The sequence below is a fragment of the Streptomyces sp. NPDC050504 genome (assembly GCF_044458065.1).
Taxonomy (GTDB): Bacteria; Actinomycetota; Actinomycetes; order Streptomycetales; family Streptomycetaceae; genus Streptomyces.
The window spans coordinates 134968-154487 of record NZ_JBITHO010000014.1 but is presented as its reverse complement, the minus strand read 5'-3'; the positions used below and the strand labels follow the sequence as shown (position 1 = coordinate 154487).

Sequence of the window (19520 nt, the reverse complement as noted above, 5' to 3'; positions counted from 1 at the left end):
GGGAAAACGTCGAGGGAACCCGCATGGTGCTCCGCGAAGACGGAACAGCCCTTATCGAGAAGCTCGACGGGAAGTGCTTTGACTTCGAGGACGGCTGGCGTCTCTCCGGTACGGGAACCTGGCAGCTGACCGACGACGACGGACAGGTCGTCCGACTCGCGCTTACGACCCGGACCCGAGTCGTGAGGCGCCTTCCCGCACCTGTAGCTTCCCCCTCGACTCCGGAGCCCCCGTCGACATACTCGTGGTTCTTCTATGCGGACCGCGATCAGCACGATGGGCTGGTGCTGTTCTTCATGTACGGCGACCCGGACATCGGGAACACGTACGTGCTGACGCGCGAGACAGGGGCATAGCCATTCGTTGATCGCTGCGACCAGCACGGTCGCCTCATGGCGGACGGCGAGCTTGCCGTACCGCGCGGCGGCAGCGCGGTTCCTGCGGGAGGCGTACACCTTGTCGGCCCGCACGCGGTCGGGGCGAACACGCGGCCGGTCCGGCCCGATGCGGGGCACGCGGACTTTCTCCAGCACGGGTTCGAACTGCGGCGAGTGTCCCCGCGCTGTCCTGCCGTGATGGCGATCGACATGGGCTTCTGGCCCTGCTCGACGGCCAGGTGCAACTTGGTGGTGCACCCGCCGCGCGAGCGTCCCAGCCCGTGATCATTCTTCGACGTCACGGTGAGCGCAGCCGGTCCAATGCCGACCGGCTCTCGTCGTCCGCGGCGCGGCAGATCATCAACCGCTGGTCTGGATCCTGGAGTGGCACAAGCACTTCGAAGTGCACGGCGATCACACCTGCGTCCGGGTGCCGTATCACCTTGTGTCCGCGGCCGTTGACCTGCACGTCCCGCTCGGCCCACAATCGCGCGAAGTCCTCGTTGTGGATGGTGCATTGGGTGATGAGGTCGGTCAACGCCCGGTCCTCAGGGTGCGCGGCCCAGGCTGCGCGCAGGTGGGCGATTCCCTCCCGCACGACACGCTCGCGGTCGACATAGAGCTCGCGTATTTCAGGGTGCACCAGGCACAGCCACATGGCATTGCGTTGCGACGGCGGCAGGGTGGCGAAATCGAGCAGCAGCCCCGCCATTTCGCGGTTCCAGGCCAGGACGTCGTAGCGGTGGTTCATCAGCATGGCCGGCAACGGCGACAGGTCGGTGACCAGCCGGGCCAGCGGGGCCGAGGCAGTGGTGGCGGGCTTGTCGGCGTTGCGGGGGCGCTGCTGGGCCAGGTTGAAGAGGTAGGCGCGTTCGTCGGGGGTCAGACGCAGCGCCCGGGACAACGCCTCCACCACATTCACGGAGGGCCTCAGCCCCCGGGCCTGTTCCAGCCGCGCTATGTAGTCGACGCTGACCCCGGCCAGTTCGGCGACCTCTTCACGACGCAGTCCCGGGGTCCGCCGAGCCTGCTGACGCGACGGCAGGCCGAAGTCTTTCGGGTCCAGGTGCTCGCGCCGGGCCCGCAGGAAAGCGGCCAGCTCCTTCGTCGTGTCCACGGTGCGGGTCGTCATGGTCGATCCAACAGCCTGGGTAGGACTGGTGTTCCCAGGAAGTTCTTTCCCTTACCCCCGGCTCGCGGCGGTCACAGACTCGTTCCCGATGGCGAATTACAAGCACAGGAGGACACGATGTCGCTCACTCTCGATACCTACCGGCTGCTGGGCCGCTCAGGGCTGCGGGTGTCACCGCTGGCGCTGGGCGCGGCGACCTTCGGCACCGAGTGGGGCTGGGGTGCCGAGCGGGACGAGGCGCGTAAGCTGTTCGACCTCTACGTCGAGCGCGGCGGCAACTTCGTCGACACCGCCAGTACCTACACCAAGGGAAGTTCCGAGCGCCTGCTGGGTGAATTTACCCGCGAAAACCGCGAAAGTCTGGTGCTGGCAACGAAATACACCACGCTGCGCCGGCCCGGCGACCCGAATTCCGGGGGCCCTCACCGCAAGAGCCTGTTCGCGTCGGTGGAAGCCAGTCTGCGGCAGTTGAATACGGACTACATAGATCTGCTCTACCTGCACGTGTGGGACTTCACGGCGCCGGTCGAGGAGATCCTGCGCGGCATGGACGATCTGGTCCGACAGGGCAAGGTCTTGTACGTGGCGATCTCCAACGCCCCGGCCTGGCAGGTGTCGCGCATGCAGGCGATCGCCGGCCTACGCGGCTGGTCGCCGCTGGTCGCCCTGCAGATCGAATACAGCCTGATCGAGCGTACCGGGGAACGCGATCTGATCCCGATGGCACGCGAGATGGGGTTGGGGGTGCTGCCGTACTCGCCACTTGCCGGCGGGGTGCTCACCGGCAAGTACAGCCGCGACGACCTGAACACCACGAGCACCGCGGTCGACGACGAAACCCGTAGAAATTTCAATATCGCCAACGGCGCGCTCACCGAACGCAACTTGTACATCGCTGATGTCGTGAAGGAGGTCGCCGGGGAGATGGGCCGCACAACGGCCCAGGTCGGGCTGGCCTGGACCCTGCAGAACCCGGATGTGACGGCATCGCTCGTCGGTGCCCGCACTCCCGCGCAGCTGGAGGACAATCTGGGAGCCCTGGAAGTCGACTTCACGGCCTCCCAACTGGCCCGCCTCAACGAGGCCAGTGCGATCGAACTCGGCTTCCCGCACGACATGCTCGCCAGTGACAGGATGCGCACGGTGGTCCACGGTGACATGAACGTCGAAACCCGCCGCTGACACCCGACCAGGCCCCGGGGCAGCACTAGCTGTTCTGTCCCGAGGCTGTCTGGAATTCTGCCACGAGCCGGTGCGCGTAAGCGTTCTCAGGATCAAGTCGTTCTACTGTTTCGTGGGCTTCCTGGAACTGGTCTCTTTCGCACAGCAACTTCACGAGGTGATACAAGGCGCTACTGTCGCCAGCCTCGGCACGGTGGCGCAGCGCGGTGTCCATCCCCCGCTCGTGAAGCGATCTGTTGAGTCGCCGGCGCGCGTGGACGTCTGTGAGTGCGAGTTTGGTGAGCTGGTCGAATCGCTCCGCACGAATGAGCAGATCCATGTGCCACAGATGATTGTCGTGCGCGTGAAAGACGCTGGAGTAGCACTCGGCACGAGCGCTCACCAGCGAGATGGCCGCATCCCAGTCACCGCTCTGTTCTGCCTCTTGTACCTGCTCACGCCATTCCACAGGGCGAGTATCGCGCAGCGCTTCCCACAGCGAAACCGAGAACCAGTACCGGCGAACATCCTTCGGACGGCTCCGGGACGGGCATGTGATGGTGCTTCAGGCTCCGCACCAGGGTGGTGTGGATCGTGGGCGAGGCGGCGGTGGCCAGCACCATCAGCTACCGGCAGAAGTAGTGGTGGCCGCGGAAGTGTTCGTCGTGAACCGGTGCACTTTGTGATGAAACAGGGGCAGAAGGGGTGCAGCGGCAGCTTCACAGTCCCCCCTCCGCACTGCTGGAACTGTTGCCTGCTTCGGTCTCGCCAGCCACTCACCACGAAGCTTTGCTCAACGATCGAGATCGACCTTAACGCCTACTGCGAAGCTGCGTCAGATCCTGGGATTCGAAGGCACCCGTCTCGCCCGCTGGCTCTCCGCGTACTGCGAGATGATGCACTGGTGGATCTTCGTTACTTCAATCAGACCGGGTGGACCGCCATCTTCAGCGGCACTGAGACCGAGACCGGCCGGATGGTCCGTGTGGAGGCGTGGGACCCGGCAACCGGGACGGCCCTGGTAGTCGACGCCAAGCGAGGTGCCATGCGCCCCGTCACGGACTACGAGGATTTCTCCCATCTGGAGAAGGCCGACCAGATCGTAGCGGCAGTGCCCGGTGGCGGGTGGCGGGTGCACTGGACGGACCAGGGCCCGGGGAACACCCCTGTGACGGAGCAGGTCCTTGCGTGGCTGATCACCGCGCAGGGAGGGGCGGTGGCCATCACGGTGGACGCTGACGGGCATGTCGAGGATGCTTACGATCCTGATGCCTACATCCCGCCGGGGGAGGAACTGGGGACGGCTTGAGGGGGCTCTTCAGCCGTGGGGCGGCGTCGTGGATTTCGACGGCATCGACGGCCGCCCAGTCCAAGTCACGAGGATCCGGCACGGCTTCTGAGCACACCCGGCACCGGGACACTGTGGCGCAGCTCCCGCCCTCGGCGGAGCTTGCCCCGGTGCTCGGTGTGTACGCGTTGCGGGTGACGACGCCGCGCGACTCCACCGCGGTGACCGACCTCGGGCTGAAGACCGCGCTGCACCCGCCGACCTATGCCGTACGCGATGAGGAGACCGGCGTCCTGCGGCAGACCGACGGCAAGATGCCCGGCTTCCTGAGCACGGACCCGATCGGCCTGGCGCCGCCCGGTGCCCCCGACGGTCACCCCTTCCTCAACGCCCTGGACCTTCCCCGCTTTCACGTGCGCGGACCCGGCGAGCGACTCTTCGAGAAGTCGTTCAACTGGGCGCGGCCGATGGCCGACGAGGAGTGCACGCTGCACCACCTGGTCGGCCTGACCGCCGGCCTGGGCGTGGGCGCGGCCGAGCACGTCTCGGCCATCGTGTTCGGCCCGAAGCTGCCCAGCAGGCGGCTGGTGGATCTGCCCCACGTCGACCTGTCCCGCGTGGAAGCTCGGCATGGACAGGTGGGTGGACCTGGAGGGCAGCCTGCTTTCTTCCAGGTCCACTCCCAGCGTCGAGCACCCGACCGGACCGGCCTGGTACGAGACGGCCACCGCCGCCCATGCGGTGGATCTCGGCCACGAGGTGCGCCCCGGCAACGGCCGCTACCTGGACGCCTGGTCTGCCCGGCTGAGCGATGCCTGCCTCACCGCCATGGCCGTCCTCGGGGTCGGCGCGGACCTGGAGTCGGCCGAGTTCGCTCAAACGTATGGACGTTCCAAAGATCAAGCGGAGTGGGGCGGCGCATCTGGTCCGGCATCATGTCCTGGTGACCACATGGATGCGCTGCTACTGGGACGAGGAAGACATCTGGTTCTACTTCGAGATCGACGCGGATGGCTGGGTAACCAGGCAAGTCGAACTCCAAGGACCAACGCTCACCCCGATTGCAGCCGCCTCCCTCGCCGAGTGGCAGCAGGCCCATGAAGCGGGCCGCCTCGATGAGTACGACAGCAGGTTCGGGATCACGGCCGAGCTGCCCGTCTCGGAATGGGAAGGCCACGACCCCGACCGACTCACCTCCGAAGAGTTCGAGGAAATCTGGCGGGCTGCCCGTCGGCAGATCGCATCCCAGCCCAGCTGAACTCTCGGCTCCACGGCAGCTTCTTGGCACCATCTCGGCATGACCCCGCCCCTTCCCCGCACTGTCCGAGCCGTCGACACCGCTCAGCTCCTGGAACTGGCTCAAGAAGCCGCCATGCACAGTTTCAGCCAGCGGCTCCCGATCGACTGGCTCCAGGAGTACCTCGCCGAAGACGCGACGCACTACCGCTCATGACGGCCAGGTGGACACGCTTGATCACTGCCTGTTCGTTCGGGAAGTGCCGCTCGGGAGGCTACGGCCTCGCGGATCTGCGTGTTCACTGACCTGGCTCAGCCATGGCGGTACTCGCGGTGTCTGGCCCGTTAAGGCTGGGCGGCAAGCCATTGCTGTAGTTCCCGGTGGCGGAACTGGTAGGCGTTTCCCGAGCGCCGCAGCAGGCCGGCGCGGTAGCCGTAGGCGAGCAACGTGGTGAGGTGGAACGGCAGAACCTTCCGGGCGCACCACAGGAAGACCACGTAGCGGCGTGCTGACCGGAGCCCGACTATCAGCCCAGGTATCAGCCCGAACGCAAGCCCCAACGGCAGGCCGAACGCGAGCCCGCCTGCCAGCCCCAACGCCAGCCCGACCGCCAGTCCGAACTTCGCGTCCTCCTGCATTACCTCTCCAGGGGCGGCGATGCGCCTCGGGTCGGCCTGCGCCCCGATCGCCAGGCCGACCGCCAGCCCGTACGCAAGCCCGATCACCAGCCCGTAGGTCAGCCCGGCCCCCAGTCCGACCGCCAGCCCGGCCGGTAATTTGGCTGTCAGCCCGGCGGTCAGACCGCCCGTCACCCCGAACGTCATCCCCAACGCGAGCCCGAAGGCCAGCGCGGCCAGGGAACTCCTCGAATTGACGCGGAGGGCCTGCCAACTCCATCTGCGCGGGAGGCTGCTGGTCTGACTCCCCGCCATCCACGCGGCGACACCCGGGTACACGGCGAACGTCGCGGTAAGAAACGTACTGATGGGCCACAGCAGCAGGATCGCGGGCAGGCAGGCGAGTATGACCGTCAGTGTCGTGAATGCCGCGTCCCAGGCGCGTACGCGGGCGTGACCGGCTATCGGCCACAGCTCGTACAGATGGATGTCCGTGCGCGCGCCGGCACCGGTGCTTGAACCAGTGGCCAGCGGTGCGGAGTCGAGATGCCTGGCGATGCGGGTGAGCCAGGTCCGGATCTGGTCGTCCTGGTAGCCGCGGGGCGGCGGATACAGGTTGAGGGTGGCGGGGATCAGCAAGGCGAGCAGGTGCTCGTCCAGTTCCTGCGGGGTGGACAGGGCGCGCAGCGGCGCTGGGTCGGTAGTGCGGTAGACGGTGGCAGCCAGGGACAGACGCCACGGTGTACTGAGATGCCCGGCCAGCAGGCCGGGCGAGTTCGTGCGCAGCTCCTGCAGGAGTCCGGTCCAGCGGGTGTTCCCCTGGGTACGGGCGGCGAGGTAGGCGCGGGCGCGGGCCGGGGTCACGGGCTGGATGGCAATTCGGGTGGCAGGGGTGAGCCGGGCCGGCGGCCGCGACGGCGCCGTGGCCGCGAGCGCTTGGTAGTGGGCGGTGCGGCAGAGCAGGATCAGCGGGGCGGGATCCTTACCGTGGCTGTAGGCGTTGAGTGCCTTCAGCGCAGTCCTGGCGCGGGGGGCATCGGGGTCGGGCAACTGGCGGCCCTGGGGGTCGCAGACCGGGTTGCCGTCCGCATCCGTCAGGCCGGGGTCCATCTCATCCAGCCCGTCCAGTACCGGCAGGATCCAGTGGCCGTGCACCAGTTGGTGGGCACGCGGCAGGGGCTGGTCGTAGGACGTGGTGAGGTGAGTGGTGAGGAAGTCCTCCAGCGGCAGCGCCGGATCCCACTGGGCCAGCGACAGGCGCACCGGCACCGGGTCGGTGGCGCCGCGGGTTTTGATCAACTCGGTGAGTAGCTCCAGCGCCAGGACCGTTTTGCCTGCGCCGGGTTCGCCGGTGATGACCAGCCGCCGCGCTTCGGTGCTGTTGTAGTAGGCGGCGATGGCCGGAATGTTGGGGGTTCCGTCGCGCAGTTGTCCGCGAGCCAGGGGCCCGGACGCGCTGGCCGGTGTCTCCCGGGTGAAGCGGACGTTGATCAGGTGGCGGTCTCCGTCAGCGAGGTCGGCACCCTGCAGGTCCAGGAGCTCCTTGCCCTCGGCCTGGGCGACGGCGTCGGCGAGGGTTCGGGCCGCGGACTCGCCCAGCGCGGCGGTGTCCGCCCGCTGCCCCAGCCCGGCCCTGGCCAGGAGCAGGCCGGCAATCGCCACTACGAAGCTGGGGACCACGAAGGCGAACGTGACCACGTTCATGACGCTCTCGCCCCGGCGCAGCTCCCGAAGGCCCCAGCCTGCGGCGACCAGCGCCGCCACCGCCCCGACCGTACACAGCGCCGTCCAGATACGGCGCTCCCGCCGCTCCACACCCATCACCATGGGCACGAGCATCCCAAGCAGCCGACTCGCTTTCAGCCGCCGCCGCGAATCCGTTACCCAGCGGCGACAGTCGGTCCGGGTTCGCGGCACCGCTCGCGGGTCCGGGTCCGGATCCGGGTCTGGGGCCGGGATGGCTGGTGTCACCGGGACTCAGGGTGCTCACGCTGGTCATGGGCGGCTGTCTGCGCAGCAGATCGTTCGTCAACGGTTGATCGCCGGTTCTTCGGCCGCACAGCTCCACAAAATCCGTTGGCGGAACCACCGCGGCCACTGGTACTTTGCCGGAGGCCGTGCAAACGAGCGAGGAGGTGGTACCCGTGAACGCAGTAACGACATGGGTGCTCTCCTCCGGGGTCACGGTCGGGCGATAGGTCGTCCGGGAGCGCCGTTCGATGGCACTCCCGAAAGGCACGACCATGCAGTTCACTTCTGAGCAGCGTCTCGACGACGCTGTCCTTGAGCGCGAATTCATCCTCGGCGAGATCCCCGGAATCCTGTGGACGCCACGGTCCGCATCCGCGTCCGCACCGGCGCCGCTGATCCTGCTCGGCCCCCCTCCTCTCGGGCTGCGCACGACGTATCCCCGACTGGCGGCCCGAGCCCGGCACTGCGCGGCGGACGGCTTCGCCGCGGCCACCATCGAGCTCCCCGGAAGCGGCGACCGGCCCCGCCTGCCCGCCGCCGAGCAGGCCCTCGCCGACCTGCGCCGGGCCATGGAGGCCGGCGGGCCGGTCAGCGACGAGATCATCGACGCCCTCATCCTCCCCCTGGTCGACAAGTCGGTCCCGGAGTGGCAGGCCGCCCTGGACGCTCTCCTGGCGCTGCCCGAGATCGGCGGCCCGGTCGGGTACTCGGGGGGAGTGATATCCATCGGCACCCGGCTGGCGGTGGTCGAGCCGCGCATCTCGGCCGCTGTGCTGTTCGCCGGGAGCTTCGTCCCTCGTGCCATGTTCGATGAGGCCCGCCAGGTCACCATTCCCCTGCACGTCCTGCTGCAGTGGGACGACGAAGGGAACGACCGGCAGGCGGCCCTGGACCTGTTCGACGCCTTCGGTTCCAAGGAGAAGACGCTGCACGCCAATATGGGCGGGCACACCGGTGTCCCGCAGTTCGCGGGGGACGCCGCGGGCCAGTTCTTCACCCGACACCTGAAGTGACGCCGGGCCGTCGGGCCACCAGCAGACGGTAGCCGTGTCGGCCAGGATTCCGCTCATCCGGGAGAGGGACCGGGTCCCTCCTAGGCTCGCCACACCACGGGCCCCTGCCGCTCTTGGCAGGGGCCCGTACATTCCGGAGCCATGAGCTGCTCGACGTCCGCGGAGCTTCGAGTGCTGCCCAACTCGTGTGCCTCTTGAGCGGGGGAGTGAGCAGCTCGCCCGGGAGCGTGGCGAGGCTGTTGGACCGGTGACGGCCCGACAAGACCGCATCCTGCCCACCTGCGCGCGGGCGGCCTCGATGCGTTGGCCGACCTCGGCCTCCGGGCCTGGACAACGACATCCGCGCCCCGTGATGGTCACCGGCTGCACCGGTCGTGGCATGCGCAAGCTGGTCCCCGGCCAGAAGGACGCCAGCCGCGTCCTCGTCGTTGGACGTGCACGGGTCGAGCACGGCTTCGCCCACCTCAAGAACTGGCGGACCCGCACCAGGCTCCGCGCCGCACCCGCCCGTGCCACCCATGAGCAGCGGACGTGAGCACTGGGAGTGGCGGCCGTGGCGGCCGAAGCGGCGCTTGCAGCATGCTCGGTGCTCCGCTCGCGCTCCGTGCCAGTGGCCTGCAACCCCCGGCTGTAAGACTCGCCGTGATTTAGCCGCTCGTCGTGGCCACGCCCCTCCCGCGTACCTCCTGGTACTCCCGAGGGCTTCCCTCTCCAGGCACCGGCACATGGCAGCCGTCGGCGTGCCCGCGCCTCGGGACCATCCACAAAGGAGCTTGCCTCATGCCCGCATCATCGGCGGTACCCCTGTCCGGTCCGGACCGGACGGCACAGTGGGTCGCGTCCGACAGGGACCGGCTCATCCATCCCAACCTCCCGAGCACCCGCACGGACCGCACCGTCATGGTCGAAGGACAGGGGTGCTACGTACGCGACAGTTCAGGCAGGAGGTATCTGGACGCCGCGGCGGTGCTCGGCATGATGCAGGTGGGGCACGGGCGGAGCGAGATCGTGGAGGCCGCCGCCGCCCAGTTGGGCACCCTGGAGTGCTTCCACCTCTGGGAGTCCATGAGCAACGACAAGGCGATCGAGCTGGCTGTGCGGCTGACCGGCCTCGCGCCCGACGGCCTGGGCCGCGTGTTCTTCACCAGCGGCGGAGCGGAGGGCAACGAAATCGCCCTGCGCATGGCGCGGTACTTCCACTACCGCAGGAACGAGCCCGAGCGGACGTGGATCCTGTCGCGGAAGACGGCCTACCACGGCATCGCCTATGGCGCAGGAAGCGTCTCGGGACTGCCCGTCTATCACGAGGGCTTCGGCCCTCAACTGCCGCACGTGCACCACCTCACGGCCCCCGACCCCTACCAGACCGCCGCCTACGACGGCGAGGACGTCACCGAGTTCTGCCTGCGCGAACTGCGGGAGACCATCGAACGGATAGGGCCCGGCCGGATCGCGGCGATGATCGGCGAGCCCGTCATGAGCGTCGGCGGAGCGGTCGTCCCTCCGGCGGACTACTGGCCTCGCGTCGCCGAACTGCTGCGCTCCCACGGCATTCTGCTGATCTTCGACGAGGTGGTCACGGCGTACGGCCGGACCGGGCACTGGTTCGCCGCCGAACACTTCGGAGCGCGGCCGGACCTGCTGGTGACGGCCAAGGGCATCACCTCCGGCTACGTCCCGCACGGCGCGGTGCTCGTCACCGACGAGGTGGCGGCCGCGGTGACCGGCTCGACCGGGTTCCCGATCGGGTTCACCTATACCGGTCATCCCACCGCCTGCGCGGTCGCGCTCGCCAATCTGGACCTGATCGAACGGGAGAAGCTGCTCGACAACGCGACGACGACCGGCAGTTACCTGGCCGACCGGCTCGCACCGCTGGGAGACCTGCCCGTGGTCGGTGACGTCCGTCAGACCGGTCTGATGCTGGGCATCGAACTCGTCGCGGACAAGACGGCTCGGACCCAACTGCCCACCGGCACGGCCCCGGTGGCGCAGGCGCTGCGGGAGGACGTCGGCATCATCCTGCGCGGCAACCCGCGGTCCCTCCTGATCAACCCGCCCTTGGTGATGGACCGGGCCGTCGCCGACGAACTGGCCGAAGGACTGCACGAGGTCCTTTCCCGCGTCGAGCCGGACGGCCGCATCCGCTCCTGACCCGGGCCGAGCCACGAGGCGATCCGTGTCGCCCCTGCCACTGCCCCTCCCGTCCCCTGCCCTTCCCTTTCCGAGCGAAGGAACAGCTCATGCCCCTCATGGAACTCACTCCGGACGAACTCCTCACGACCACCCGCTCCGTACGCAAACGGCTCGACCTGACCCGGCCGGTCCCGCTGGAGCTCGTCAAGGAGTGCGTCCGCGTCGCCCTGCAGGCACCGACCGGAAGCAACCGGCAGACCTGGCACTGGATGGTCGTGACGGATCCGGCGCAGCGTGCCGAGATCGGCCGCTACTACCAGCGTTCGGTCAAGGAGTACTTGCGGTCCGAGGGGAACTGCGGGTCCCTGTTTCCCGAGGACGCGGCGCGCCACGCTGTGCAGCGGCGTGTGGGCGACAGTGTCGCGTACCTGGGAGACCACATGGCCGAGGTACCCGTACACGTCATCCCATGCCTCGATGTGAACGAGGCCCCCGAGTACAACGAGGCGGGAAAGTGGGGGTCGATCATCCAGGCCGCCTGGAGCTACATGCTCGCCGCTCGGGCACGCAGACTCGGCACCGCCTGGACCACCCTGCACCTGATGTACGAGAAGGAGATCGCGGAACTGCTGGGCCTGCCGGACGGTGTCGTCCAGGCAGCACTGATCCCGACTGCCTTCTCCATCGGTACGCGGTTCAGCCCTGCCGCACGTCAACCGCTTGAGCACGTCCTCCACGTCGACTCCTGGTAGGCGGAGGAGCGCGAGCATGAGGAAGGACGACGGCACACCGCTGCCGACGCGCAGGCTCGGTGCGCTGACCGTGCCCGCACAGGGGCTGGGCTGTCTGAGCATGAGCTCCTTCTACGCGCGGGCCGACCCCGCCGAATCCCTCGCCACCGTGCACCGCGCGATCGACCGGGGCGTCACCCTGCTGGACACGGCGGATGTCCAGGGACTCGGCGAAGGCGAGCGGTTCCTCGGGAGAGCCGTCGCGGGCCGGCGGGATCGTGTGCTGATCTCCACGAAGGTCGGCCTGGAGCGCGACCGCGACGGAGCGTTCCTGGGGGTGCGGGGCGACCGCGCCTACATACGGGACCGCTGTCACGGTTCGCTGCGCCGTCTCGGCGTCGACCACCTCGACCTCTACGTCAAGCACTGGGTGGCTCCGGGGGAGCGGGTCGAGGAGGCGATCGGGGCCCTGGCGGAACTCGTCGCCGAGGGCAAGGTGCGCCATCTGTGCCTGTCCGAGGTCTCCGCCGACACCCTGCGCCGTGCCCACGCCGTACACCCCGTCACCGCGGTCCAGAGCGAGTGGTCGCTGTGGAGCCGGGGCATCGAGGCCGAAGTGGTGCCTGTCTGCCGGGAGTTGGGGATCGGAATCATCGCGTCGTGTCCTCTGGGGCGAGGTCTGCTGAGCGGACGGATCGCCTCGGCCGCCGACCTCGGCCCCGCAGCGGACTTCCGGCACTCCCTGCCGCGCTTCAGCCACCCGAACCTCGCGCGCAACCAAGCGATCGTGCGGGCGTTGCGGCCTCCGGCCGCGCGTCACGGCCTTTCCGTCGCCCAGCTGGCCCTGGCCTGGCTGCACCACCAGGGCGACGATGTCGTACCCATCCCGGGCACCTGCCGCCGCGACCACCTGACGGAGAACCTCGGCGCGGCCCTCGTCGCGCTGTCTGACGAGGAGCGGCAAGCCGTCGCGTCCGCAGTGCCTCCGGAGAGCGTCCACGGCGAGCGGTATCCACCCTTCCTTATGCGGCTCGTCGACAACTGAGGCGCCCCAACCGAGCCGCCCGAACCGAGCCGCCCCGGCACGAGCGGAGGACGAGAGAGCGTGAAATTCCTGCAACTTGACCACGACGTCTGCGAGAAGCTCCTGCCCGGTCTGACGGGGCGCCTGTCCGACATCCCGTTCGACCAGCTGGAGTCCCTGGAGAGTCCCGCCATCGCGCTGTTCAAGGAGCACGGCGGCACCAACCTCCTGATCCCCCGTGAGTACGGCGGCATCGGCGCCTCCGCGCTCGATGCCGTCCGGGTGATCCGTGCGCTGGCGTCGCTTGCGCCGTCCCTGGCGGTGGCCACGGCGATGCACCACTTCTCGATCGGCATGCTCTTCTCCGTCGGCCCGTACTACGAGAGCGGCACGGGCCGGGGGAACGGTACGGGCCGGGGGAGCGGCACGGGCAGCCGTATGTCCGTCCTCGACACCGTCGCGAAGAACCGGTCGCTCATCGCGTCCGGCTACGCGGAGGGGCGCTCCGGACGCGGCATCCTCACCCCGACGGTCGAGGCCCGTGAGACCAGCGGGGGTTATCTCGTCAGCGGCTCCAAGAAGCCCTGCAGCCTCTCGCGTTCGATGGACCTCCTCACCGCGAGCGTCGCGCTGCGCGGGGACGGCGGCGGCACCGAGATGGGGCTCCTGGTTCTCCCCGCTGACACCCCCGGCATCTCCGTGCACGACTTCTGGTCGACGTTCCCACTGGTCGGCGCGGAGAGCCACGAGGTCCGCCTCACCGACGTGTTCGCGCGCGCCGAGCACATCCTCCGCGCGCCGACGAACTCCGCGGAGAAGCTGGACGAGCTGAACGAGGCCGGTGTGATCTGGTTCCAGATGATCGTCGCCGCCTCGTACACGGGAGTGGCCAGCGCGCTGGTCGATCTCGTCCTGCGCCAGGAGCGCGGCTCGGCCGACGAACGCGCCCGCCTGTGCCTGCTCATCGACTCGGCGGCGTCCCTCGTGGAGGGGATCGCGCGGCGGATCATGGACGACGACCTCGGCAACGACTGCGCCGCCGCCTCACTGTTCACCCGCTTCTCCGTGCAGGACATCCTCACCAGGGCCGTCGGCCAGGCGGTGGAGATGCTGGGCGGCATCGCCTTCATCACCTCTCCGAGGATCGCCTACCTGGCCTCCGCCGCGCAGGCCGTTGTCTTTCATCCCCCGTCGCGCATGAGCATGAGCGAGGCGGTCGTCGACTACTTCGCGGGAAAACCGCTGTTCTTCGCCTAGCCGCCGCGGACGGCCGGGAGATCCGGCGCATGGGTGTGGGGGCCGCTTGGGAAGGCGGCCCCCACACCCATGCGCCGGATCAGTGGCGCGGCACGAAGTCCACCACGTCGCCGGCCCGTTCCCCGCCGGTCAGCCGGCCGTCCCGGCCGGTGCGGATGTAGACGCGGTGCAGCCACCGGTCCCTGCCGTCCCAGCGCGGTGCGAACGGCGTGCGGGCGTGTGTCGTACGGAAGTTGTCCACGACCAGGAGGTCGCCCGGGACCAGGTGCACGGCCTCGCGCACTTCGTCGAGGGCCTTCGAGAGGACGGAGACGGCCTCGACGTCGGTGGCGTCCCGGGGCGCGAGCAGCTCCCGGTCGTAGCCGAGGAACGGGTCTCGCGGATCGCCGTAGAGGGGCTTGACGTCGGCGATCGCTCCCGGGTCGTCGACGCCGCCGCGGAAGGCGACGTCCACGCAGCAGGGCAGGGGCCTGTCGAAGAGACGTGCGCGGGTGTCCTCCGGGAGCAGCGGCAGCGCCTTGCGGACGGAGCCGACGAGGGTGGCCGCCTTGCGCTCGTGGTCCGCCCGGGAGCAGGCGAGCAGCACGTAGTCGGGCTGGTGCACGTGGTAGGCCATCTCCGTGTGGAACTCCAGCAGGGTCTCGGAGGTCTCGGAGGAGAGGTAGTGGGCGCCGGGCGACGGATAGACGTCGTGGTACACGGTGCCGGAGCGCAGTTCGCGGTAGCCGGTGTGCAGGCCGAGCCGTCGGCCGATGACCGCGAGCATGGCCTCCTGGTTCAGCAGGGGCCGGTCCACGGGTGCGGGGGTGCTGTCGGGGGTGCGGGGCAGGGCGTCGTCGTCCTCCACCGGCAGGCCGCGCAGCAGCAGGTATCCGTCCTGGTTGCCGTCGTCCCCGAAGTCGTCCAGCGCCGCCGCCAGGGGAGCGGGGAGCGCGTCGGCGGCCGTGCGTGCCGCGTCCAGGAATCCATGGAGATCGGAACGGGGGATCCGCGGCAGCCGTCCGGCCAGCGCCAGCAGGTCCGCGGCGTGCGCGGAGCAGTCGAGCACGGTCATGATCAAGTCCTTTCTCGGGAGCGGGCGTGGGCGCGGGCGTACTGGTAGAGCAGCTCCGCGCCGATTTCGGTGGCCAGGACGGCGGTGATGCCGCCGTGGTCGTACGGCGGCGAGACCTCCATGACGTCGAAGGCCACGGGCCGCAGGTCACCGATGCCGCGCAGCAGGGCGAGCACCTCGCGCGAGGTGGGGCCGCCCGGGGCGGGGGTGCCGGTGCCCGGAGCGAATGCCGGGTCCACGACGTCGACGTCCACCGACACGTACAGGGGCTTGTCACCGACGCGGGCGCGGACCAACTGCTGGGCGCTTTCGGTGCCGAGCCGGCAGAACTCGTCGGAGGTGACGATCCGTACGCCGTGGCCGCGGGCGTAGTCGAGCGAGTCGGGCCGCGGATTGTGGCCGCGGATGCCCATCTGCACCGTGCGTTCCGGGTCGATGAGCTTCTCCTCGATGGCGTGCCGGAAGGGCGTGCCGTGGTGGTACTCGCCGCCGTAGAAGGCGGGGTTGGTGTCGGAGTGCGCGTCCAGGTGCAGGACGGCGACCGGCCCGTGCCGGGAGGCGACGGCACGCAGCGCGGCCAGCGTCAGTGAGTGGTCGCCGCCGATCATGAGGAAGGCGGCGTTGTCGGCGAGGAGGCGGCTCAGCCGCTCCTCGGCCGTGGCCATGGCGATGTGCATGTTGAACGGGGTCAGGTCGATGTCCCCCGCGTCGACGCAGTCGATCAGATCGAACGTACCGGGCCCCCGGTCGATGCCCACGCCGTGGATGAGCCCGGATTCGGCGCGTACGGCGCGCGGCCCGAAGCGCGCCCCGGGCCGGTAGCTGGTTCCGCCGTCGTAGGGGGCGCCGATGACCACGACGTCCCTGCCGCGCGGTTCGGGGTCGTGCGGCAGGCGCATGAACGTGGGGATCTGCGCGTAGCGCGGCGAGACGGTGGTGTCGATGCGTTCCACGGTGCGGTCCCTTCCTTCTCGTGCGGACCGCGGCCCGGTCGTGGGCGCCGGTCGCGGGGCGGTTCGTGGGATCGGCGCGGTGGTGGTCGGCGTCATCGCGGGACGGGGCGGGCGCGGTGCGCGGGCCGGTCGGCGACCCGTTCGACCACCGTGTCGAGGGCGACGTCGTCCGGATGCCGTCCGTCGACGACGACCTGGTCGAAGATCTCCTCGACGACCAGGCGTTTGGCGTCGTGCACACGGTCTTGGGGGATGCCGGCGTCCGTCAGGAGCCGGGAGAACGACGACGTGGTGCCGGACCCCTCGTGCACGCCGATCTTGGGGCGGACGACGACCTCGTGCGGCAGGACGTCGCCCAGGGCGGCGCGCAGCACCCACTTGTCGCGTCCGTGGCGGCGTTTGAGCCCGGCCTCCAGCGACACCAGGACATCGAGGACGTCGCGATCCCAGTAGGGGTGCGTGGACCAGTGCCCGGCGATCGCGGAGAGCGTCGGCGTCATCTCGTTGAGGCCGTCGAAGGTGTCCATGTCGTGGCAGACGGCCGTGTCCAGCTGCGGCAGCCGGTTCTCGCGGTGCATGCCGCCCAGGGGGATGTCCGCTCCGTAGCCGGTGAGGATGCGGCGGCCGGTGCCGTCGCCGCCCGTCGTGCCGCCCAGCCGTAGGTACAACGCGGTCAACGGCAGCAGGTACTCGATGACGTCCGGGTCCAGGCATTCGGCCGCCCAGACCGCGTGCGGCAGTCCGCGCAGCAGGTCGGAGGTCGGCACGGTGATCTCCCGGTGCACGGAACCGATGTGCCGGGCGACGACGCGCGCCTGCGGAAACTCGTCGGCTTCGTCGGTGCCCATCGAGACGGTGTCGATCGGTCCGGCCGACCGGCCGACGGCCAGCACCGCGACCGCGGAGGAGTCGATGCCGCCCGAGAGCACCACCAGCGGGGTGCCCGCTCCCGTGCGGGCCCGCACCGCACGCTCCAGTGTGCGGCGTACGGTGCCGACCGCCTCGTCCTCCGGCAGGATGCGGCGGGCCAGTGGTGGCGTCCAGGTGCGGTGCGGGACGCACGTCCCGGTGGACACCTCGATGTCGAGGACCGAGCCGGCCGGCACCTGGTGGGTGCCGGGCCGTCGGCGCACCGGCCGTCCTTCCGGGACGGGCCGTCCCTGAGGGGCGGCCCGCAGCGCCTTCGCCTCCGTCGCCGCCAGCACCTTTCCAGGCGCGACGAAGACGTACAGGGGCACTGAGCCGGCGTGATCCGTGGCGAGTACGACGTGCCCGTGGTCCGTGAGCAGCGCGGCGAACCGGCCGTTGAGGAGCCGGAAGGCATGGATGCCGTAGACGTCGAAGAGGGCGACGACGAGCGCGGCGTCGCTGCCCGGCAGCACGCGGCCGGGCAGCAGGCCGATCAGGTCCTCCTGGTTGTACAGCTCTCCGGCGAAGACCAGAGTCCTGCCCCGGTCGCGTGCGCAGGCCTCGTCCGGAGCCCCGGAGTGCACAAGGGCGATGTGCAGGCTGCGGTCCGCCGTCCGCTCGTGCCACCTGGCCAGGGAGCCGCGGGCCGCGAAGACCGGTTCGAGCGGCCGGGCGCCGTCCCGGCGGACCTCGGCGAGGAAACCGGTGGCGGCGGGCAGGTTCGTGGCCATGACTCAGATGGTCAGGGCGGCGAAACCGCCGGCCTGGAAGTCGTAGTTCACCGGTACCTCGATCAGGAAGGGCCGTCCCAGACCGGCCCCCTTGCGCAGTGCGGCGAGGAGTTCCTCGCGGCTGGTGGCCCGGATGGCCTCCACGCCGTTGGCGCGGGCCAGGGCGGTGAAGTCGACGCCGGTGAACTTCACCGCCGGGTCGTGGGAGCGGTGGTGGCCGATGTTCTGGTACAGCTCGATCAGGCCGTTGGCGTCGTTGTTGACGACGACGGTGACGATGGGCAGGTTGAGCCGGGCGATGGTCTCCAGGTCGGCGCTGTTGGAGTGGAAGCCGCCGTCACCCGCGATGAGGAAGGTCGGCTGGCCGGGCCGGGCCAGCTGGGCGCCGATCGCCGCGGGGATGCCGTACCCGAAGCTGGAGCAGCCGGCCGAGGTGAGGAAACCGAACGGCTGGTCGGCACGGGCGAAGAGCACGCCGTAGTGGCGGAAGAACCCGATGTCGGAAACGATGGTGCCCTCGCCCGCCTCGGCGGTCTCCGCCATGACGGTGTTCATGGAGTCCATCACCTGGTGCACGCGCAGTCCGTCGTCGTAGTGACGGGGGTCGGCCAGGAACTCCGCGATCCGCTCCCGCAGCGGCGAGATGTCGTGCGGGGTCTTCGGGGCGAGGCCCACGGTGTGGTGGTCCAGGTGTTCCACGAAGGCCCGTACGTCGGTGACGACGTCGAGGTCTGGACGGTAGACGCGCGGTACCGGGTTGGGCGTGGGCGACACCCTGACCGTCGTCTTGTGCGCGCCGCGCCGCCACATCGAGGGGCGCAGGTCCTCGGCGTAGTCGTAGCCCAGGGTGAGAACGAGGTCCGCGGGGCCGAACAGGGTCTCCAGCGCGGGGAAGGACAGGATGCCGTCCATGTAGCCGGTGACCGCGCCGTAGTTCAGCTCGTGCTCGTGCGGCAGCACGCCCTTGGCGATGTACGTCGTGATGACCGGGATCCTCAGCCGCTCGGCGAGGGCGCGCAGGGCGGGCACGGCTCCGGAGCGGATGGCGGCGGCGCCGACGACCAGGACGGGCTGCCGCGCCGCCCCGACCAGCTCGGCCGCCTTCGTCGCGGACTCCTGCCAGCCGTCCTCGACCGTGCCGAGGGGTTTGGCCGGGGTCCTGGCCGGGGGCCGCGGCCGTGAGGCGTCGACCTCTCTGCCGAGCAGGTCGACGGGCAGCGAGATGAAGCTGGGCCCGACGGGCTCGGTCATCGCCGAGGTCATCGCCGAGTCCACCAGGTCGTCTATGTCGTCGGGCCGTTGGAGTTCCGCCGCGTACTTGGTCATCGGACGCATGACCGACACCGAGTCGAGGCACTGGTGCGTGTGGTTGGGGAAGATGTCGTGCGACTCCGACTGGGCGGCGAGCGCGACGACCGGCGACCGGTCGAGGACGGAGGTGGCGACGCCGGTGGTCAGGTTGGTCATGCCGGGACCGAGCGTGCCCCAGCACGCCTGGGGCCGGCCGCTGATGCGGGCCAGCACGTCGGCCGCGACGCCGGCGGTGAACTCGTGCCGGGTCAGCACGAAGTCGATGCCGTCCGCCTCGTCGAAGAGGATGGACGCGGCCTCGCGGCCGACCACCCCGAACACGGTGCGCACACCGTGGTCGTGGAGGCGTCGCAACAGGGCGTGGGTGGTGGTCGGGCCGGTGGTGGGGCCGGTGGAGACTCGGGACATGGCAGTTCCTCTGCGTCAGAGCGGACGATGGTCGCGCCTGGGGTGCTTCCGGCATACGGCCTGTGCGGAGCCGAGGAGGTTCCTGGGCTGCCACTGGCCACTGTGCCGACCACGCCTTGCAGAGGAGTGGGCGCCGCTCTTGCACGGTCCCTGCGGACGGCTGAGGCCGTACCGGCACCCGTCGGCTCCATTTCGTCCGTCGGCCATGCG

The 19520-nt window shown here is 69.6% G+C and carries 19 protein-coding genes; 12 read left to right on the top strand and 7 right to left on the bottom strand.

Annotation, left to right across the window (positions count from 1 at the left end; genetic code table 11):
* Positions 1–23: 23 nt before the first annotated feature.
* Positions 24–356 (top strand): hypothetical protein, encoded by a 333-nt coding sequence (locus ACIBNE_RS38140; protein WP_399280101.1) that lies wholly within the window; start codon positions 24–26, stop codon positions 354–356.
* A gap of 319 nt (positions 357–675) precedes the next feature.
* Here the strand turns inward: ACIBNE_RS38140 and ACIBNE_RS38135 are convergent, their stop codons facing one another.
* Complete coding sequence (locus ACIBNE_RS38135) at positions 676–1509, bottom strand: helix-turn-helix transcriptional regulator (RefSeq protein ID WP_399280099.1); 834 nt, start codon at positions 1507–1509, stop codon at positions 676–678.
* A 117-nt stretch (positions 1510–1626) separates the two neighbouring features.
* Here ACIBNE_RS38135 and ACIBNE_RS38130 point away from each other — a divergent pair, with 117 nt between their 5' ends.
* Complete coding sequence (locus tag ACIBNE_RS38130) at positions 1627–2691, top strand: aldo/keto reductase (RefSeq protein WP_399280097.1); 1065 nt, start codon at positions 1627–1629, stop codon at positions 2689–2691.
* A 25-nt stretch (positions 2692–2716) separates the two neighbouring features.
* Here ACIBNE_RS38130 and ACIBNE_RS38125 read toward each other — a convergent pair whose 3' ends face one another.
* On the bottom strand, positions 2717–3139 hold the full coding sequence (locus ACIBNE_RS38125; protein ID WP_399280095.1) for a hypothetical protein: 423 nt from the start codon (positions 3137–3139) through the stop codon (positions 2717–2719).
* Positions 3140–3574: 435 nt separating this feature from the next.
* On the opposite strand from ACIBNE_RS38125, the gene ACIBNE_RS38120 reads away from it, so the two are divergent.
* The 4 genes from ACIBNE_RS38120 to ACIBNE_RS38105 all read left to right on the top strand — a co-directional run bounded on the left by ACIBNE_RS38120 (position 3575) and on the right by ACIBNE_RS38105 (position 5411).
* Positions 3575–3979, top strand: a complete 405-nt coding sequence (locus ACIBNE_RS38120; RefSeq protein WP_399280093.1) for a hypothetical protein — start codon at positions 3575–3577, stop codon at positions 3977–3979.
* Positions 3980–4128: 149 nt separating this feature from the next.
* Positions 4129–4905 carry a hypothetical protein gene (locus ACIBNE_RS38115; RefSeq protein ID WP_399280091.1) on the top strand — a complete coding sequence of 259 codons (777 nt, stop codon included), beginning with the start codon at positions 4129–4131 and terminating at the stop codon, positions 4903–4905.
* 8 nt (positions 4906–4913) lie between these two features.
* Positions 4914–5216, top strand: coding sequence for a hypothetical protein (locus ACIBNE_RS38110; protein WP_399280154.1), 303 nt, complete (start codon positions 4914–4916; stop codon positions 5214–5216).
* A gap of 39 nt (positions 5217–5255) precedes the next feature.
* Positions 5256–5411 (top strand): hypothetical protein, encoded by a 156-nt coding sequence (locus ACIBNE_RS38105; protein WP_399280156.1) that lies wholly within the window; start codon positions 5256–5258, stop codon positions 5409–5411.
* 128 nt (positions 5412–5539) lie between these two features.
* Here the strand turns inward: ACIBNE_RS38105 and ACIBNE_RS38100 are convergent, their stop codons facing one another.
* A complete protein-coding gene (locus ACIBNE_RS38100) occupies positions 5540–7639 on the bottom strand; it encodes an NACHT domain-containing protein (protein WP_399280089.1) in 2100 nt (699 codons plus the stop codon).
* Positions 7640–8055: 416 nt separating this feature from the next.
* Between ACIBNE_RS38100 and ACIBNE_RS38095 the strand changes: the two genes are divergently transcribed.
* The 6 genes from ACIBNE_RS38095 to ACIBNE_RS38070 all read left to right on the top strand — a co-directional run bounded on the left by ACIBNE_RS38095 (position 8056) and on the right by ACIBNE_RS38070 (position 13944).
* Positions 8056–8796, top strand: coding sequence for an alpha/beta hydrolase (locus tag ACIBNE_RS38095; protein ID WP_399280087.1), 741 nt, complete (start codon positions 8056–8058; stop codon positions 8794–8796).
* Between the two features lie 379 nt (positions 8797–9175).
* Positions 9176–9331 (top strand): hypothetical protein, encoded by a 156-nt coding sequence (locus ACIBNE_RS38090; protein ID WP_399280085.1) that lies wholly within the window; start codon positions 9176–9178, stop codon positions 9329–9331.
* 245 nt (positions 9332–9576) lie between these two features.
* Positions 9577–10950 carry an aspartate aminotransferase family protein gene (locus ACIBNE_RS38085; protein WP_399280083.1) on the top strand — a complete coding sequence of 458 codons (1374 nt, stop codon included), beginning with the start codon at positions 9577–9579 and terminating at the stop codon, positions 10948–10950.
* An 89-nt stretch (positions 10951–11039) separates the two neighbouring features.
* Complete coding sequence (locus tag ACIBNE_RS38080; RefSeq protein WP_399280081.1) at positions 11040–11684, top strand: nitroreductase family protein; 645 nt, start codon at positions 11040–11042, stop codon at positions 11682–11684.
* Between the two features lie 16 nt (positions 11685–11700).
* Positions 11701–12708, top strand: coding sequence for an aldo/keto reductase (locus ACIBNE_RS38075; protein ID WP_399280079.1), 1008 nt, complete (start codon positions 11701–11703; stop codon positions 12706–12708).
* Positions 12709–12768: 60 nt separating this feature from the next.
* On the top strand, positions 12769–13944 hold the full coding sequence (locus ACIBNE_RS38070; protein WP_399280077.1) for an acyl-CoA dehydrogenase family protein: 1176 nt from the start codon (positions 12769–12771) through the stop codon (positions 13942–13944).
* A 79-nt stretch (positions 13945–14023) separates the two neighbouring features.
* On the opposite strand, the gene cs1 is transcribed toward ACIBNE_RS38070, so the two are convergent.
* The 4 genes from cs1 to ACIBNE_RS38050 form a co-directional block, all read right to left on the bottom strand.
* The gene (gene cs1, locus ACIBNE_RS38065) at positions 14024–14998 is read right to left on the bottom strand and encodes a clavaminate synthase Cs1 (RefSeq protein WP_399280075.1); all 975 of its coding nucleotides are present in this window, start codon (positions 14996–14998) and stop codon (positions 14024–14026) included.
* Between the two features lie 2 nt (positions 14999–15000).
* Complete coding sequence (gene speB / locus ACIBNE_RS38060; protein ID WP_399280073.1) at positions 15001–15951, bottom strand: agmatinase; 951 nt, start codon at positions 15949–15951, stop codon at positions 15001–15003.
* A 92-nt stretch (positions 15952–16043) separates the two neighbouring features.
* Positions 16044–17591, bottom strand: a complete 1548-nt coding sequence (locus tag ACIBNE_RS38055; RefSeq protein ID WP_399280071.1) for an asparagine synthase-related protein — start codon at positions 17589–17591, stop codon at positions 16044–16046.
* A 3-nt stretch (positions 17592–17594) separates the two neighbouring features.
* Positions 17595–19310, bottom strand: coding sequence for a thiamine pyrophosphate-binding protein (locus ACIBNE_RS38050; protein ID WP_399280069.1), 1716 nt, complete (start codon positions 19308–19310; stop codon positions 17595–17597).
* Positions 19311–19520: the final 210 nt, after the last annotated feature.

What these genes read in the sequence shown, in the direction of transcription:
- ACIBNE_RS38050 (WP_399280069.1), bottom strand. Translation starts at nt 19,310, where the DNA reads ATGTCCCGAGTCTCCACCGGCCCCACCACCGGCCCGACCACCACCCAC.
- cs1 (WP_399280075.1), bottom strand. Translation starts at nt 14,998, where the DNA reads ATGACCGTGCTCGACTGCTCCGCGCACGCCGCGGACCTGCTGGCGCTG.
- ACIBNE_RS38110 (WP_399280154.1), top strand. Translation starts at nt 4,914, where the DNA reads ATGCGCTGCTACTGGGACGAGGAAGACATCTGGTTCTACTTCGAGATC.
- ACIBNE_RS38085 (WP_399280083.1), top strand. Translation starts at nt 9,577, where the DNA reads ATGCCCGCATCATCGGCGGTACCCCTGTCCGGTCCGGACCGGACGGCA.
- ACIBNE_RS38055 (WP_399280071.1), bottom strand. Translation starts at nt 17,591, where the DNA reads ATGGCCACGAACCTGCCCGCCGCCACCGGTTTCCTCGCCGAGGTCCGC.
- ACIBNE_RS38135 (WP_399280099.1), bottom strand. Translation starts at nt 1,509, where the DNA reads ATGACGACCCGCACCGTGGACACGACGAAGGAGCTGGCCGCTTTCCTG.
- ACIBNE_RS38130 (WP_399280097.1), top strand. Translation starts at nt 1,627, where the DNA reads ATGTCGCTCACTCTCGATACCTACCGGCTGCTGGGCCGCTCAGGGCTG.
- ACIBNE_RS38075 (WP_399280079.1), top strand. Translation starts at nt 11,701, where the DNA reads ATGAGGAAGGACGACGGCACACCGCTGCCGACGCGCAGGCTCGGTGCG.
- ACIBNE_RS38100 (WP_399280089.1), bottom strand. Translation starts at nt 7,639, where the DNA reads ATGGTGATGGGTGTGGAGCGGCGGGAGCGCCGTATCTGGACGGCGCTG.
- ACIBNE_RS38105 (WP_399280156.1), top strand. Translation starts at nt 5,256, where the DNA reads ATGACCCCGCCCCTTCCCCGCACTGTCCGAGCCGTCGACACCGCTCAG.
- ACIBNE_RS38080 (WP_399280081.1), top strand. Translation starts at nt 11,040, where the DNA reads ATGCCCCTCATGGAACTCACTCCGGACGAACTCCTCACGACCACCCGC.
- ACIBNE_RS38140 (WP_399280101.1), top strand. Translation starts at nt 24, where the DNA reads ATGGTGCTCCGCGAAGACGGAACAGCCCTTATCGAGAAGCTCGACGGG.
- ACIBNE_RS38095 (WP_399280087.1), top strand. Translation starts at nt 8,056, where the DNA reads ATGCAGTTCACTTCTGAGCAGCGTCTCGACGACGCTGTCCTTGAGCGC.
- ACIBNE_RS38090 (WP_399280085.1), top strand. Translation starts at nt 9,176, where the DNA reads ATGCGCAAGCTGGTCCCCGGCCAGAAGGACGCCAGCCGCGTCCTCGTC.